The 14,129-nt window shown below is 73.3% G+C and carries 11 protein-coding genes and 1 pseudogene; 3 read left to right on the forward strand and 9 right to left on the reverse strand.

The features are described from left to right. Window positions 1–511: 511 nt before the first annotated feature. Window positions 512–1,660, forward strand: coding sequence for a serine/threonine-protein kinase (locus tag OHA84_RS08690; protein WP_053684402.1), 1,149 nt, complete (start codon window positions 512–514; stop codon window positions 1,658–1,660). 39 nt (window positions 1,661–1,699) lie between these two features. Here the strand turns inward: OHA84_RS08690 and OHA84_RS08695 are convergent, their stop codons facing one another. From OHA84_RS08695 to OHA84_RS08735, 9 genes and pseudogenes are all read right to left on the reverse strand, one after another. Continuing rightward, entirely contained in the window at window positions 1,700–2,530 is an 831-nt protein-coding gene (locus OHA84_RS08695; RefSeq protein ID WP_053684371.1) for an RNA methyltransferase, read from the reverse strand. A gap of 43 nt (window positions 2,531–2,573) precedes the next feature. Then, window positions 2,574–3,791, reverse strand: coding sequence for a uroporphyrinogen-III C-methyltransferase (cobA, locus tag OHA84_RS08700; protein WP_053684369.1), 1,218 nt, complete (start codon window positions 3,789–3,791; stop codon window positions 2,574–2,576). Between the two features lie 267 nt (window positions 3,792–4,058). Beyond that, a complete protein-coding gene (cobT, locus tag OHA84_RS08705) occupies window positions 4,059–7,421 on the reverse strand; it encodes a nicotinate-nucleotide--dimethylbenzimidazole phosphoribosyltransferase (protein ID WP_266972332.1) in 3,363 nt (1,120 codons plus the stop codon). Window positions 7,422–7,658: 237 nt separating this feature from the next. Then, window positions 7,659–8,873 (reverse strand): precorrin-6y C5,15-methyltransferase (decarboxylating) subunit CbiE, encoded by a 1,215-nt coding sequence (cbiE, locus tag OHA84_RS08710; RefSeq protein WP_053681949.1) that lies wholly within the window; start codon window positions 8,871–8,873, stop codon window positions 7,659–7,661. A gap of 61 nt (window positions 8,874–8,934) precedes the next feature. After that, window positions 8,935–9,615 (reverse strand): GNAT family N-acetyltransferase, encoded by a 681-nt coding sequence (locus OHA84_RS08715; protein ID WP_053681948.1) that lies wholly within the window; start codon window positions 9,613–9,615, stop codon window positions 8,935–8,937. Window positions 9,616–9,791: 176 nt separating this feature from the next. Continuing rightward, window positions 9,792–10,655, reverse strand: coding sequence for a MetQ/NlpA family ABC transporter substrate-binding protein (locus tag OHA84_RS08720; RefSeq protein WP_053681947.1), 864 nt, complete (start codon window positions 10,653–10,655; stop codon window positions 9,792–9,794). Between the two features lie 111 nt (window positions 10,656–10,766). Next, window positions 10,767–11,435, reverse strand: coding sequence for a methionine ABC transporter permease (locus OHA84_RS08725; RefSeq protein ID WP_053681946.1), 669 nt, complete (start codon window positions 11,433–11,435; stop codon window positions 10,767–10,769). After that, on the reverse strand, window positions 11,432–12,499 hold the full coding sequence (locus tag OHA84_RS08730) for a methionine ABC transporter ATP-binding protein (protein ID WP_053681945.1): 1,068 nt from the start codon (window positions 12,497–12,499) through the stop codon (window positions 11,432–11,434). Before OHA84_RS08730 ends, OHA84_RS08725 begins: the two co-directional genes overlap by 4 nt. Window positions 12,500–12,881: 382 nt before the next feature. Beyond that, window positions 12,882–13,130 (reverse strand): annotated as a pseudogene (locus OHA84_RS08735) (HAD-IA family hydrolase); the annotation flags it as partial. A 132-nt stretch (window positions 13,131–13,262) separates the two neighbouring features. On the opposite strand from OHA84_RS08735, the gene OHA84_RS08740 reads away from it, so the two are divergent. Beyond that, window positions 13,263–13,631 carry a hypothetical protein gene (locus tag OHA84_RS08740; RefSeq protein ID WP_053681944.1) on the forward strand — a complete coding sequence of 123 codons (369 nt, stop codon included), beginning with the start codon at window positions 13,263–13,265 and terminating at the stop codon, window positions 13,629–13,631. Between the two features lies 1 nt (window position 13,632). After that, complete coding sequence (locus OHA84_RS08745; protein ID WP_053681943.1) at window positions 13,633–14,064, forward strand: hypothetical protein; 432 nt, start codon at window positions 13,633–13,635, stop codon at window positions 14,062–14,064. Window positions 14,065–14,129 lie beyond the last annotated feature (65 nt).

Here is a 14,129-nt window from a genome sequence, read left to right on the forward strand (position 1 = left end):
CGGGGGACGAGTGCGCCACCCGCCGCTTGTCTTCAACACTAGGCGGCCGTCGGGCGCCTGGCCTCATGCCTCCGTACCCATTGGCAGGCCTCCAGGAGGATGACGGGGTCACCCCCCGACTACTCCCCTGGGTGGAGACCGACTCTCCGCCGTGAGGGTCATCCCGGAGGGGATGACCGGAGGGTAGTGACTTCGCTCACTTCCGTCACTCCCCGCACACGTGTGTCCTCCCGCGTGGTGTGGATCAAGCCGGCGGCGACTCCGTGCGTGATCCACTCCGGCACGGCCGCCGGATCGGCCCGGTACGGGGCCAATCCCCTTGCCGGTACGGCCGTTTGGGCATCCGGCGGCCCACGGGACGAAGTACCGGGGCTTCACCTGAACAACCCTCAAGTGGCTTGCCCCGCACTGACAATCGAATCTCCCGGCGAGGGCGCGGCCTCTGAGCGCCGATGGCGGATGGTCCGTAAGCTGTGGCACGTCAGCAGGACGACCGGGCAGCGGGGTGGACATGGCGATGATGCGGCTCCGGCGCGAGGACCCGCGTGTCGTCGGTTCGTTCAGGCTGCACCGGCGGCTCGGCGCCGGCGGCATGGGCGTGGTCTACCTGGGCTCCGACCGGCGCGGACAGCGTGTCGCGCTCAAGGTCATCCGGCCGGATCTGGCCGAGGACCAGGAGTTCCGCTCCCGTTTCGCCCGCGAGGTGTCCGCCGCGCGGCGGATCCGGGGCGGGTGCACGGCGCGGCTGGTCGCCGCCGACCTGGAGGCCGAGCGGCCCTGGTTCGCGACCCAGTACGTTCCGGGTCCCTCCCTGCACGACAAGGTGGCCGAGGAGGGTCCGCTCACGGCCGCGCAGATCGCCGCCATCGGCGCCGCGCTGTCGGAGGGCCTGGTCGCCGTGCACGAGGCCGGCGTCGTCCACCGCGACCTCAAGCCCTCGAACATTCTTCTGTCCCCCAAGGGGCCGCGGATCATCGACTTCGGGATCGCGTGGGCCACCGGGGCGAGCACCCTCACCCATGTGGGCACCGCCGTCGGCTCCCCCGGCTTCCTCGCGCCCGAGCAGGTGCGCGGGGCGGCCGTCACCCCCGCGACCGACGTGTTCTCCCTGGGCGCCACCCTCGCCTACGCGGCGACCGCCGACTCGCCCTTCGGGCACGGCAGTTCCGAGGTCATGTTGTACCGGGTGGTGCACGAGGAGCCCCACCTCCAGGGTGTTCCGGACGCGCTCGCGCCGCTCGTGCGGGCCTGCCTCGCCAAGGATCCCGAGGAGCGGCCGAGCACCCTCCAGCTGTCGATGCGGCTGAAGGAGATCGCGGCGCGCGAGGCGCAGGGGCTGGGCGAGGCCCGGCCGCCCGCGCAGCGCCGTACGGAGCGCTCGCCCGCCGAGGAGTACGTGGACCAGCGGACCGAGCGTACGGGCGGCAACACGATCCCCCGGGCGACGGGGCCGCACAGCGGGCCGCACTCGCGGCCCTCGTCCCCCCGCAACCCGGGCTCCACGGCGGGCCGTACGGGCGGGCGGCCGGCGCCGCGGACGACGGGGACGGGTCGGCGGCCGTCGCGGCCGGACCCGAAGCTGATGCGGCAGCGGCTGATCGTGTTCATCGTGGTGACGCTGGTCGTGGCGCTGGGGATCGCGGCCGCGCAGAAGCTGTAGCGGGGTCCCGCGGAGCCCTGGCCCGCGGAACCCCGGGCGCTACGCCTGCGGGGACACGGGCGGGCGGGTCGCGTAGAAGGCGACGGCGGAGGCCGCCGCCACGTTGAGCGAGTCGATGCCCTCGGCCATGGGGATGCGCACCCACTCGTCGGCGGCCCGCAGGGCGTACGTCGACAGGCCGTGCCCCTCCGAACCGAGCATGATCGCGGAGCGGGCGAACCGCTCCGGCGGCACCTGGTCCAACGGGGTGGCCTTCTCGCTCGGCGTCATGGCGAGGATCCGGTAGCCCGCTTCGCGGACCTTCTCCAGGTCGGCGGGCCACTGGTCCAGGCGCGCGTACGGCACCGAGAAGACCGAGCCCATCGAGACCTTGATGGCACGCCGGTACAGCGGGTCCGCGCAGTCCGGGGAGAGCAGTATGGCGCTGATGCCGAGGGCGGCGGCGCTGCGGAAGGCGGCGCCCAGGTTGGCGTGGTCGACGAATCCCTCGAACACGCCGATCCGCTGCCCCGTCGACTCCTGCGCGAGCAGTTCCTCGGCGGTCGGCAGCGGCTTGCGCTGCATCGAGGCCAGGGCGCCGCGGTGCACGTGGTAGCCGGTGACGCGTTCGGCGAGCTCGGGGGTGACCGCGTAGACGGGGGCCGGGAGTTCGTCGATGACGTCGCGCATGACGTCGACCCACTTGGCGGACAACAGCATCGAACGCATCTCGTAACCGGCGTCCTTGGCCCGTCTGATGACCTTCTCGCCCTCGGCGATGAAGAGGCCTTCGGCGGGTTCTCGTCGACGTCTCAGTTCGACGTCGGTCAGGCCCGTGTAATCGCGCAGGCGGGGGTCGTCGGGGTCTTCGACGGTGATGAGATCTGCCACAGGGTGATACTGCCTTGTCCTGGGTGTGGTGCCAACGGCCCGGTCAGGCGCTGGGGGTGTGAACCGCGACGACCGCGCCGATCACGATGACCGCGGGCGGGCGGATCTCCTCGGCGCGCACCGTCTCCCCGACCGTGGCGAGGGTGGCGTCGACCCGGCGTTGGGCGGCGGTGGTGCCCTCCTGGACGACCGCGACGGGGGTGTCGCCGGGGCGGCCGTGGCGGATCAGGGCCTCGGCGATCAGGCCGATCTTGTCGACGCCCATGAGGATCACCAGGGTGCCGGTGAGCTTGGCGAGGGAGGCCCAGTCCACGAGCGAGCGCGGGTCGTCGGGGCCGACATGGCCGCTGACGACGGTGAACTCGTGTGCCACGCCGCGGTGGGTGACCGGGATGCCGGCCGCGCCGGGGACGGAGATGGAGCTGGAGATGCCCGGCACGACGGTGCAGGGGATGCCGGCCTCCGCGAGGGCCTGGAGTTCCTCCATGCCGCGGCCGAAGACGTACGGGTCCCCGCCCTTGAGCCGGACCACGGCCTTGCCGGCCTTGGCGTGCTCGACGAGGGCGTTGTTGATGGCCTCCTGGGCCATGAAGCGGCCGTACGGGATCTTCGCGGCGTCGATGACCTCGACGTGCGGCGGCAGTTCGTCGAGCAGGTCGCGGGGGCCGAGCCGGTCCGCGATGACCACGTCGGCCTCGGCGAGCAGCCGGCGACCGCGCACGGTGATCAGGTCGGGGTCGCCGGGACCGCCGCCGACGAGGGCCACGCCGGGGGCGGACCGGTGTCGGTGGCCGGGAGCGGCGAGGGTGCCCTCGCGCAGGCCCTCCACGATCGCGTCGCGGACGGAGGCGGACCGGCGGGGGTCGTTGCCGGTCAGCACGGCGACGGTGACGCCCTCGACACGGCCGGTGGCCGGGGTCCAGGCGGTGGCCGCGGAGGCGTCGTCGGCGCGCACGCACCAGACGCGCTCCCGCTCGGCCTCGGCGGAGGCCCGCTCGTTGTCCTCGCGGTTCTGGGTGGCGATCAGGGCGTACCAGGCGCCGGCGAGGTCGCCGTCCTGGTAGCGGCGGCGCTCCCAGCGGATCTCACCGGTCTCCGCCATGGCGTCCACGGAGGGCGTGGCGGACGGGGAGACGAGCAGGACGTCGGCCCCGGCGGCGATGAGTGCGGGGAGGCGTCGCTGGGCGACTTGGCCACCGCCGATGACGACGACGCGGCGGCCGGCCAGGCGGAGTCCTACGGGGTAGGCGGGATGTGCCATGGCGGTGCGGCTCCTGATGCGGCGGGGTGAGGGCCGCTGCGGCGCTGAAGCGGCTGGTGGGGCGGGGTGTGGTGTGCCCGGGTCCACGATACGACCCGGTCGCCGACCGGTCCTTCCGGGGGCCGGTGCCCGGGGCTGCGGGGCGGGGCCGCATCGGGACCGCGCGGGTGGGCCCGGCGGGGGCCGACCGGGCCGGGGGCGGACCGGCCCCGGCGCCCCGGGCGGGGCTCCGGAGCCGGGGACGGGCCGCTCCCCGGCCGGGGCCGGCTACTTCTCGGTGACGCCCGCCGAGTCGAACGTGGCGACCTCGTGCATCGCGCGGGCCGCGCTCTGCACCAGGGGCAGGGCCAGCAGGGCGCCCGTGCCCTCGCCGAGACGGAGGTCCAGGTCGACCAGGGGACGCAGGCCCAGCTTGTTCAGGGCGGCCACATGGCCCGGCTCCGCGCTGCGGTGGCCCGCGATGCACGCCGACAGGGCCTCCGGGGCGATGGCCCGGGCGACCAGGGCGGCCGCTCCGGCGCTCACGCCGTCCAGGATGACCGGCGTACGGAGCGAGGCCCCGCCGAGCAGGAGTCCGACGATCGCCGCGTGCTCCAGGCCGCCGATGGCCGCCAGGACGCCGATCGGGTCGGCCGGGTCGGGCTGGTGGAGTTCCAGGGCGCGCCGTACGACCTCGACCTTGCGGGCGTGCGTCTCGTCGTTGATGCCGGTGCCGCGTCCGGTGACCTCGCCCGGGTCCACCCCGGTGAAGACCGAGATCAGGGCCGCCGACACGGTGGTGTTCGCGATGCCCATCTCGCCGGTGAGCAGTGCCTTGTTCCCGGCGGCCACCAGGTCGCGGGCGGTCTCGATGCCGACCTCGATGGCCGCGATGGCCTCTTCGCGGGTCATCGCCGGACCGACGGACATGTCTGCGGTGCCCGGTCGGACCTTGCGCGGCAGGAGCCCGGGAGTGGCGGGGAGGTCCCCGGCGACACCGACGTCGATGACGCAGACCTCGGCGCCCACCTGGTTGGCGAAGGCGTTGCAGACGGCTCCGCCGCCGAGGAAGTTGGCCACCATCTGCGTGGTGACCTCCTGCGGCCAGGGGGTCACGCCCTGGGCGTGCACCCCGTGGTCGCCGGCGAAGATCGCGACGGCCGCGGGCTCCGGGATCGGGGGCGGGCAGACCCGCGACAGGCCGGCGAGCTGAGCGGAGATGATTTCGAGCATGCCCAGGGCCCCGGCGGGCTTGGTCATGCGCTTCTGTCGCTCCCAGGCCTCGCCGAGCGCCTTCGCGTCGAGCGGGCGGATGCCGGCGACCGTCTCGGAGAGCAGGTCGTGCGGCTCCGCGCCGGGCAGCGCGCGGCGTCCGTACGTCTCCTCGTGGACGACCCAGGCGAGCGGCCGGCGCTGGGACCAGCCGGCCTGCGCCAGCTCGGGCTCCTCGGGGAACTCGTCGACGTAGCCGACGCACAGGTAGGCGACGACCTCCAGGTGCTCCGGCAGGCCCAGCTCGCGGACCATCTCGCGCTCGTCGAAGAAGCTGACCCAGCCGACGCCGATGCCCTCGGCGCGGGCGGCGAGCCAGAGGTTCTCGACGGCGAGGGCCGAGGAGTACGGGGCCATCTGCGGCTGCGTGTGCCGGCCGAGGGTGTGGCGGCCGCCGCGGGTCGGGTCGGCGGTGACGACGATGTTCACCGGGGTGTCGAGGATGGCCTCGATCTTGAGTTCCTTGAACTGCTTGGCCCGGCCCTTGGGGAGGGACTTGGCGTAGGCCTCGCGCTGGCGCTGGGCGAGTTCGTGCATCGTCCGGCGGGTCTCGGCGGACCTGATGACGACGAAGTCCCAGGGCTGGGAGTGGCCGACGCTGGGGGCGGTGTGGGCCGCCTCCAGGACGCGCAGCAGCACCTCGTGCGGGATCGGGTCGGAGCGGAAGCCCTTGCGGATGTCGCGGCGTTCGCGCATGACCCGCTGGATGGCGTCGCGCTCGGCCTCGTCGTAGCCGGCGGGGGCCGGCTCGCCGACGGGGGCGGCGGCGAGGGGTTCGGGCACCTCGACCTCGACGGGTTCGGCGGCCGCCGGGGCCGCGGGGGTCTCCGGGGCCTCCTCGGGCGCGACAGCGACGGGGTGGGCGGGCTCGACGGGGTGTGCGGCGGCCGTGTCCGGCTCCGGCTGTTCGGCGGGGGCGGCGGGCTCGGCGGGGGCCTCGGGCCGCGCGGGCTCGACCGGAGCCTCGGGGGCCTCGGGCTGGTCCGGTGCCTCGGGCGTGACGACGGTTTCGACGGGCGCGGCGGCTTCCACCGGCGCCTGCTCGACCGCCTGGGGCTCGGCCGGCGCCGCCACGGCTTCGGCGCTCTCCGCGGCCTCGGCGGGCAGCGGCTGCGGCTCGACCGGCGCCACGACGCCCTCGGGGGCCTCGTTCGCGGCCGGCGGCGCGGCCTCGACGGGCTGCGGGATCTCGGGGGCGGCCTCCACCACCACGGGCGGGGGCTCGACCGCGACGACCGGTTCGGGGGCGGGCTCGGGCTGCGGGGCGGGGGCGGCCTCCGCGGGCGCCGGGGCCTCCACGACGTCGGCGGGCGCGGGAATCTCGGCGGGTACGGGAACCCCGGCGGGCACGGGAACCTCGGCGGGCACGGCCGTCTCGGCGGGTTCGACGGCCTCGGCAGCCGGCTCCGGGACGACGAAGGGCTCGGGTTCGTTCGCCGTGACCGGCTGGGCGTCGGCCGGCTCGGCCTCGGCGGGCGGCGCGGCCTCCACCGGCGTGTGGGGGGTGGGCTCCACCGGGGTCTCGGACTCGGGCTCCACCGCGACGGCGACGGGCTCGACCTCGGGGGCCGGGAGCACCGGCTCGGCGGCCCACGGGGCACCGGCCTGCGGCGGGATCTCGCCCTGCGGCGCGGCGGGGACGTCCTCGGCGCGCGGGATGTCCAGGTACTCGGGGCCCGTGGTCGGCGGCCCGGCCTGGCGGATCGGCATCGGCGTCACGGGGGTCTGCGGAGCGGCCGGGCCCCGGTCGGCGAGGGAGCGCACGAGTCCGCCGGCCTCGGGAACCGGCGGGCCCATGTGCAGGGGGCGCCGGGAGGGGGTCGCGGGGGCCGGGGGGACGGGCGGCGCGGCCGGCGACGGGATCAGGAGGCCGCCGAGGTCGAGCGACCCGGAGTCCCGGCCTCCCGCCTCGTGGGCACCGGCGCTGTAGAAGGGCTCGGGCTGTCCGGCGTCGGGGAAGCCCGGGTGCGCGGGCTCGGCGTAGGCGGGCGCGACGGCCGCCTCGGGGTGGACGGGCGCGGGCTCGGTGTGGACGGGCGCCGCCGGCTCGGGGAACCGGGGTGCGGCGGCCGGGTCGGCGTATGCCGGGGCCGCGGACTGCTGCGCGTACTGCTCGTACGCGGGGGCCTCGTCGTACGCGGGGGCCGGCTCGATCGGGAAGGCCGGCGGCGGGACCAGCTGCGGATCGCTCCACGCGCCCTGGCCGCTCGGCATCAGCAGCAGTTCCTCGTCCTCCGGCTCGGCCGGATTGTCCACGAGGTCCTGGAAGGCGTAGCCCGCCGGGATCTGCGGCGGGACCGGGGCGGGGATGCTCTGCTGATCCACCATGCCCGCGTTGTCCGGGTGGCCCTCGCCCGGAACCTGGCCGGTGTCAGTCATGCGTACCCCTCGCCCATCGGTGTTGCCTCTTCGATCGCCCGACGCCCACGTGACCAACGAGCGGGGCCGCCGTGCGTCGCGTTCGTGTCTCGCCCGTACGCACGACAACCACTGAGCATTGTCGCGCTCGCCGGCCGCCGTGTCGGCCAGAAATCACCGCGGTCCGTTGTGGACTGCGCCACGTCGCGCGGTCCGCGGGCGGTACAGCCGATCGGTCAGCCTACCCCGGGCCCTTCCTCAGGTCCTGTCCGGGCGGTTCGCCGGGCGTTCGGCGGCCAGCAGGAAGACGACGGAGCGCTGCCGTTCGCTCCAGGAGCGGGTGTCGAGGCCGACGGACTGGAGCAGCGCGCACTCGACGGCGTACCCGTGTTCGGTGAGGGTGCGGCCGATGGCCTCGGCCTCGTCGCGGGTCGAGGCGTGGCTGACGATCCGCTCGGGGCGCCGGTCCGCGACGGCGGCGACGACCTCGGCTCCGCCTCCGCCGACCCGCACGACGTCGGGTTCGGGCAGGTCTTCGAGGACGTGGGGCGCACGGCCGTTCACGATCTGGAGCTGTGTGCCCCGGCCGCGGGCGGCGGTGACGAGGCGGGCGCAGGCGTGCGGGTCCGCGTCGACGGCGATGACGGCGGCTCCGAACGCGGCGGCGTCCAGGGCGAGGGTGCCGGAGCCGGTGCCGATGTCCCAGACGAGGTCGCCGGGGCGCGGGCCGAGTCGGGCGAGCTGGGCGGCCCGCAGCAGGGCGGACTCGCCCTCGCCGGTGTCGGCCTGTGGTCGGGCCCACCCCCGGTCGCCTCCGGCGGCATGGCCGAGCAGCCAGCCGGGTTCGGCCGCGACGCCGCCGGCCTGGGCTGCGCCGCCGATGACGATGACGACGTTGGGGTCGCGCCAGGTGTGGTCGGCGACCCGGTCGGAGGTGAGGACGGTGACGCGTTCCCGTTCGGTGCCGAGTTCCTCGCAGATGACGAAGGTCCGGTGGACTCCGCCGAGCAGCAGGGCCAGTTCGGCGGGGCCCGCTCCGGGTGAGGTGAGGACGGCGACCTTGCCGTGGGCGCGGCAGACGTTGACGGCGCGGCGCAGGGTGCGGGGGTGGGCCACGACGACCTGGGCGTCGTCCCAGGGCATTCCGGCGCGGGCGAAGGCGGCGGCCACGGCCGAGACGGCGGGGACCACCTCGACTTCGAGGCCGTGTTCGGGGTCGCGCAGGGTGCGTACGACTCCGAAGAAGCCGGGGTCGCCGTCGGCCAGGACCACGGCGGTGCCGCGGTGGCCGGCGATCCGGCGGGCGGCGAGGCCGAGGCTGCCGAGGCGGATGCGTTCCGCGCCCGGGGGGACCTCGGGGAGCGCGAGGTGGTGGGCCGCGCCGGCCACGAGGGTGGCGGCGGAGAGCGCGGACCGGGCGGCCGCGGTCAAGGGCGAACCGTCCCAGCCGATCACCGTGACCCGGTCGGCCATCGTCGTCAGTCTCCTGGGATGCGTCGGGGGGCGGGCACGGTGAGACTACCTGGTCATCGGGTCAGCTCCAGTCGGCCCCGACGGGGTATCCGCTCGCGTCGGCGCGCCGCCCGAACGCGTACTGGTCCCCGTGGCCGGGGTAGCCGTCGTAGCCCTCGCCGTCGTCGAGGTCCTCGGGGACCAGGCCCCAGACGATGAGGTCGCTGCGGGTCCCGGTCCAGCCTCCGGCGCCGGTCTGGGTGCGCACTATGCAGGCGTTGCGCAGGACGCCCTCGCTGATGCAGCCGATCTTCTGGGCGACCTGCTGGGAGGCGGCGTTGTCGGCGGCGGTGCGCAGTTCGAGGCGTTCGAACCCCCGGTCGCGGAAGAGCCATTGGGCGACGGCGAGCACGGATTCGCTCGCGTAGCCCTCGCCCCGGGCCCAGGGGGCGGTGACGTAGCCGACCTCGGTGGTGAGGGTCCGCCAGTCGGTGTTCATCAGGCGGACGAAGCCGACGAGGCGGTGGGTGAGGAATTCGGTGACGGCCAGGACGATCCCGCGGCCCTCGGTGCGTTCGGCGTGGGACTCGCGGGTGGCCCAACGGTGTGCGTCGGCATGGGTGTAGGGGTGCGGGGCGCTGGTCCAGGCGGTGACGTGCTCGTCGTTCATCATCTCGGCGAGCGCGGTGACGTCCTCCACCTCGAAGGGGCGCAGCACCAGCCGGTCCGTGCTGATGGTGACGTCCGGGAAGGTGGTAGTCATGCGCAGCTCCATGCCTGAGACCGTGGTGCGACCGTGTTGCGGGACCGTTTGTGCGGGTCGTAGGCCACAGCATGCAGCATCGGCCGCGGGTTGTGCAGGACCGGGTTGCCCGGAAGCGGGCAGCGCGCGGCCCCGCACGCCGGCGGGGGCGTGCGGGGCCGAAGTACCGCTGTGGGTCAGGCCTTCGGGGCGCCGAAGGCGGAGACGACCGAGCCCTGGTACTTGTCCTCGATGAACTTCTTGACCTCGTCGGAGTTCAGGAGCTTGGCGAGCTTCTGGACGCGCGGGTCGTTCTGGTTCCCGTCCTTGACGGCGAGGAAGTTGGCGTACGGGTTGCCCTCGGCCTTCTCCAGGACCAGCGCGTCCTTGGCGGGCGCCAGGTTGGCCTCGATGGCGTAGTTGCCGTTGATGATGGCGGCGTCCACGTCGTTCAGGGCGCGCGGGACCGTGGCGGCCTCCAGCTCCTTGAACTCCAGGCCCTTCTTGTCGGTGATGTCGGACAGCTTGGCGCTGGTGCCGACACCCTCCTTGAGGGTGATCAGGTTGTTGGTGGCGAGCAGTTGGAGCGCGCGGCCCTCGTTGGTGGTGTCGTTGGGGACGGCGATCGTCTGGCCGGGCTTGATGTCACCGATGGCCTTGATCTTCTTGGAGTAGAGGCCGAGGGGCTCCAGGTGCACGTTCACGACGGGCACGATGTGCGTGCCGTTCTTCTTGTTGAAGTCGTCGAGGTACGGCTTGTGCTGGAAGTAGTTGCCGTCGACCTGGCCCTGCTCGGTGGCGGTGTTGGGCAGGACGTAGTCCGTGAACTCCTTCACCTCCAGCTTGAGGCCGTCCTTGGCCGCCAGCTTGTCCTTGACGAAGTTCAGGATGTCGGCGTGCGGGCTCGGGGACGCGGCGATGACCAGCGCCTTGCTCTCGTCCGCCTTGCCGCCGTCGGTCTTGGCGGAGGACGGGTCCGAGGAGGTGCCGCAGGCGGTGAGGCCGAGGGCGAGCGCGGCGGACGCGGCGGCGAAAGCGGTGAGCTTGATGTTCTTACGCACGAAGAGTGCCTTTCATTGCTTGCAAGGGCGCGGATCGCGCGCGGTTCTTGCGGGGTGGTGGCCCAAGCACGACAAGTGCGGGCGCTCTGGGGGTGGGGGGTCTGGGGGGGGTCAGGCCGTGCGGCCGCGGCGGGCGAGGACGCGTACGACGCCGTCGCCGATCAGCTGGATCACGGTGACGAGGGCGATCAGGACCACGACGGTGGCGACCATGAAGCCGGTCTCGAACCGCTGGAAGCCGTACGTGATGGCCTTGGAACCGAGTCCCTCGCCGCCGACGGCGCCCGCCATGGCGGAGTAGCCGACGAGGGTGATCACGGTGGTGGTGACGCCGGCGATCAGGGAGGGCAGGGCCTGGGGCAGCAGGACCTTGCCGACCAGGGTCGGTACGCCGCCGCCCATGGACTCGACGGCCTCGACGAGGCCGTGGTCCACCTCGCGGACGGCCGTCTCGACGAGCCGCGCGAAGAAGGGGATGGCGCCGATGGCGAGCGGGACGATCATGGCGGTGGGGCCGATGAAGGTGCCGACGACAGCCGTGGTGACCGGGATCAGGAAGATCAGCAGGATGATGAACGGCAGCGAGCGGCCGATGTTCACGATCACGCCGAGGACCTTGTTGAGCGGCTGGTTCCGCAGCAGGCCGCCCTTGTCGGTGAGGACGAGGAGGATGCCGATGGGCAGGCCGCCGACGACGGTCACCAGGGTGGACCACAGGACCATGTAGAGGGTGTCGTACGTGCCCTGGGTGAGCAGGGGCTGCATCTCGGACCAGGTCACTTGGCACCTTCCTTGACCAGTGCGTCGGTGATCGTGTTCACCGCGGTCTGTACGTCCTCGACCTCGTCGACCACGTCGATCTGGAGGCCCTGCTCCCGGAGGAAGCCCACGGGGACCACGTTGTCCTCGTAGCGGCCGGGCAGCTCGATCCGCATGCGGCCGATCTGCTTCCCGCCGACGGTGTCCATCGCGGCACCGAGGATCGATATGTCGATGTTGTAGGTCCGCGAGAGCTGGGAGATGACCGGGCGGGTCGCCGCCTCGCCGTGGAAGGTGACGTCGACGACCGTGCGGTCGGGGCCGGTGGCGGCGCCGCTGACCGGGAACAGTTCGGTGGCCAGCTCGGAGCCGGGGGTGGCCAGCAGTTCCGAGACGGTGCCGGACTCGATGACCCGGCCGTTCTTCATCAGCGCGGCGGAGTCGCAGACGGCCTTGACCACGTCCATCTCGTGGGTGATCAGGAGGACGGTCAGGCCGAGCTGCCGGTTGAGGTCGCGCAGCAGTTGCAGGATCGAGCGGGTGGTCTCGGGGTCCAGGGCGCTGGTGGCCTCGTCGGAGAGCAGCACCTTGGGGTCGCCGGCCAGGGCGCGGGCGATGCCGACGCGCTGCTTCTGGCCGCCGGAGAGCTGGGCGGGGTAGGCCTTGGCCTTGTCGGCGAGGCCCACGAGGTCGAGGAGTTCGACGGCCTTGCGCGAGCGCTCGCGGCCGGAGATCCCGAGGATCTCCAGGGGCAGCTCGATGTTGGCCTGCACGGTGCGCGAGGACAGCAGGTTGAAGTGCTGGAACACCATGCCGATGCGGCTGCGGGCCTCGCGGAGCTCCTTGCCGGCTCGCCGGCCGCGGCCGGCGAGGGCGGTGAGGTCCACGCCGTCGACGGTGACGGTGCCGGTGGTGGGGCGCTCCAGCAGGTTCACGCAGCGGATGAGGGAGGACTTGCCGGCGCCGCTCTGGCCGATGACTCCGTAGACCTCGCCCTCGCGGACGTGGAGATCGACGCCGTCCAGGGCGGTGACCTCGCGGTCACGGGACTTGTAGACCTTCGTGAGGCCCGATGTGGTGATCACAGGAATTCCGTCGCTGTCGAGTGCACGGCGGTGCGGTGTGCCGGGCACGGGGCAAACATCAGGGGACGCGACACGGGACGAACCATCACGAATCGGCGATGGCGGCGCGTGCGCGGGGCAGGAGCGTTCCGGGTGTCACACGGTGGTGCCGGACGGGGCTCGGCCGGTCTCGCTTCGGGGCGCGAGACTGCTGGGAGGGGCCCTCAGAAGGCGCGCATTCGACACATACAACGAGCACCGGGCGTCGTGGTCGCCTCGGTCGCAAGGGTGCGGCTGCTCGTCGTGGTCATGGGCCCAGTAAAGCAGACCTGTCACCTGACCGATCAATGCCGTCCGGATAGCGGACGAATATCGACCACATTCCGGACAGCGGCGATCAGTCTCAGCCGTCGGTCCGGATCGTCGTACCGGCGTCCGTGACCTGCGCGGACACGGCCGAGAGGTCCCGCACGACCACGTCCGCGACGAGCTCCGCGGCGGTGTGCGTTGTGGTCAAGGCCACGGTCCGCATGCCGGCCGCCCGACCGGCGGCCAGGCCGGCGGGCGCGTCCTCGAAGACCACGCAGCGGGCCGGATCGACCCCGCGCCGGGCGGCGGCGAGCAGGAAGGGTTCCGGCCGAGTCCTCCACCTCCAGGGCGTCGACCCGCGTGAGGCCGGCGCCCGCGGGGGTGTCGTGCGCGTCCGAGGGCTTCATGCCCTCCAGGAAAGCCCGCGCCGAGGGGTGAGCGCATCGGGTCTTTCGGCCCGTAATACCCTCGCTGCATGCTCGACGCCCTGACGGTCGCCATCGGTGTGGCCGCACTCGCCCTCGCCGCCTGGTGCGGTCACGCCGCACTGCGGGACCAGCCGACCAAGGACTGGCACTTCATCGGCATGGCCGTGGTGACCGTGCTGGTCCTGGCCCAGCTGGTGATCGGCCTGGTGCGGCTGGGTCGGGGCGAGAAGGCCGACGAGGGCACGGTGATCTTCGTGGCCTACCTGCTGGGCGCCTTCGCGGCGGTCCCGGCCGCGGGGATGCTCTCGCTCACCGAGCGGACCAAGTGGGGTTCGGTGACGGTGGCCGCGGGCGCGGTCGTCCTGGCCGTGCTCGAAGTACGCCTCTACGACATCTGGGGAACCGCCGGTGCCTGACATGCCCGACACCGATTCCGCCGCGGCCCCGCCGGCCGGGGCGCGCGAGCGGCTGGTCTCCGGACCGGGGCTGCTGCTGGTCTGGCTGTACGGGGTGATCACGGTCGGCGCGGTCTCGCGTTCGGCCTACCAGATCTCCACCGAGTTCGATCGGGCCCCGCTGCCGTACGCCCTGTCGGGTGTGGCCGCGCTGGTCTACGCCTTCATCACGTACTCACTGGTGCGGGGCGGGGAGACGGCCCGCAAGGCGGCGCGGATCTGCTGCGCCGCCGAGCTGACCGGCGTACTCGTCGTGGGCACCTGGACGCTGGTGGAACCCGACGCCTTCCCGGACGCGACCGTGTGGTCGGACTTCGGCAGGGGCTATCTGTTCATCCCGGTGATCCTGCCGATCACCGGAATGCTCTGGCTGCGCCGGCGCCGACAGGGTTGAGGACACCCCGCGGGGGCGGGCCGGCGGTGACGGTCGACCGACCCGAAGTGAGGGGCGGCCGACCG

Source organism: Streptomyces sp. NBC_00513 (genome assembly GCF_041431415.1).
Classification (GTDB): domain Bacteria; phylum Actinomycetota; class Actinomycetes; order Streptomycetales; family Streptomycetaceae; genus Streptomyces.

Excerpts from the sequence above, each read along its gene's own strand:
- OHA84_RS08740 (WP_053681944.1), top strand. The coding sequence starts at position 13,263 with ATGCTCGACGCCCTGACGGTCGCCATCGGTGTGGCCGCACTCGCCCTC.
- cbiE (WP_053681949.1), bottom strand. The coding sequence starts at position 8,873 with ATGGCCGACCGGGTCACGGTGATCGGCTGGGACGGTTCGCCCTTGACC.
- cobA (WP_053684369.1), bottom strand. The coding sequence starts at position 3,791 with ATGGCACATCCCGCCTACCCCGTAGGACTCCGCCTGGCCGGCCGCCGC.
- OHA84_RS08745 (WP_053681943.1), top strand. The coding sequence starts at position 13,633 with ATGCCCGACACCGATTCCGCCGCGGCCCCGCCGGCCGGGGCGCGCGAG.
- OHA84_RS08715 (WP_053681948.1), bottom strand. The coding sequence starts at position 9,615 with ATGACTACCACCTTCCCGGACGTCACCATCAGCACGGACCGGCTGGTG.
- cobT (WP_266972332.1), bottom strand. The coding sequence starts at position 7,421 with ATGACTGACACCGGCCAGGTTCCGGGCGAGGGCCACCCGGACAACGCG.
- OHA84_RS08690 (WP_053684402.1), top strand. The coding sequence starts at position 512 with ATGGCGATGATGCGGCTCCGGCGCGAGGACCCGCGTGTCGTCGGTTCG.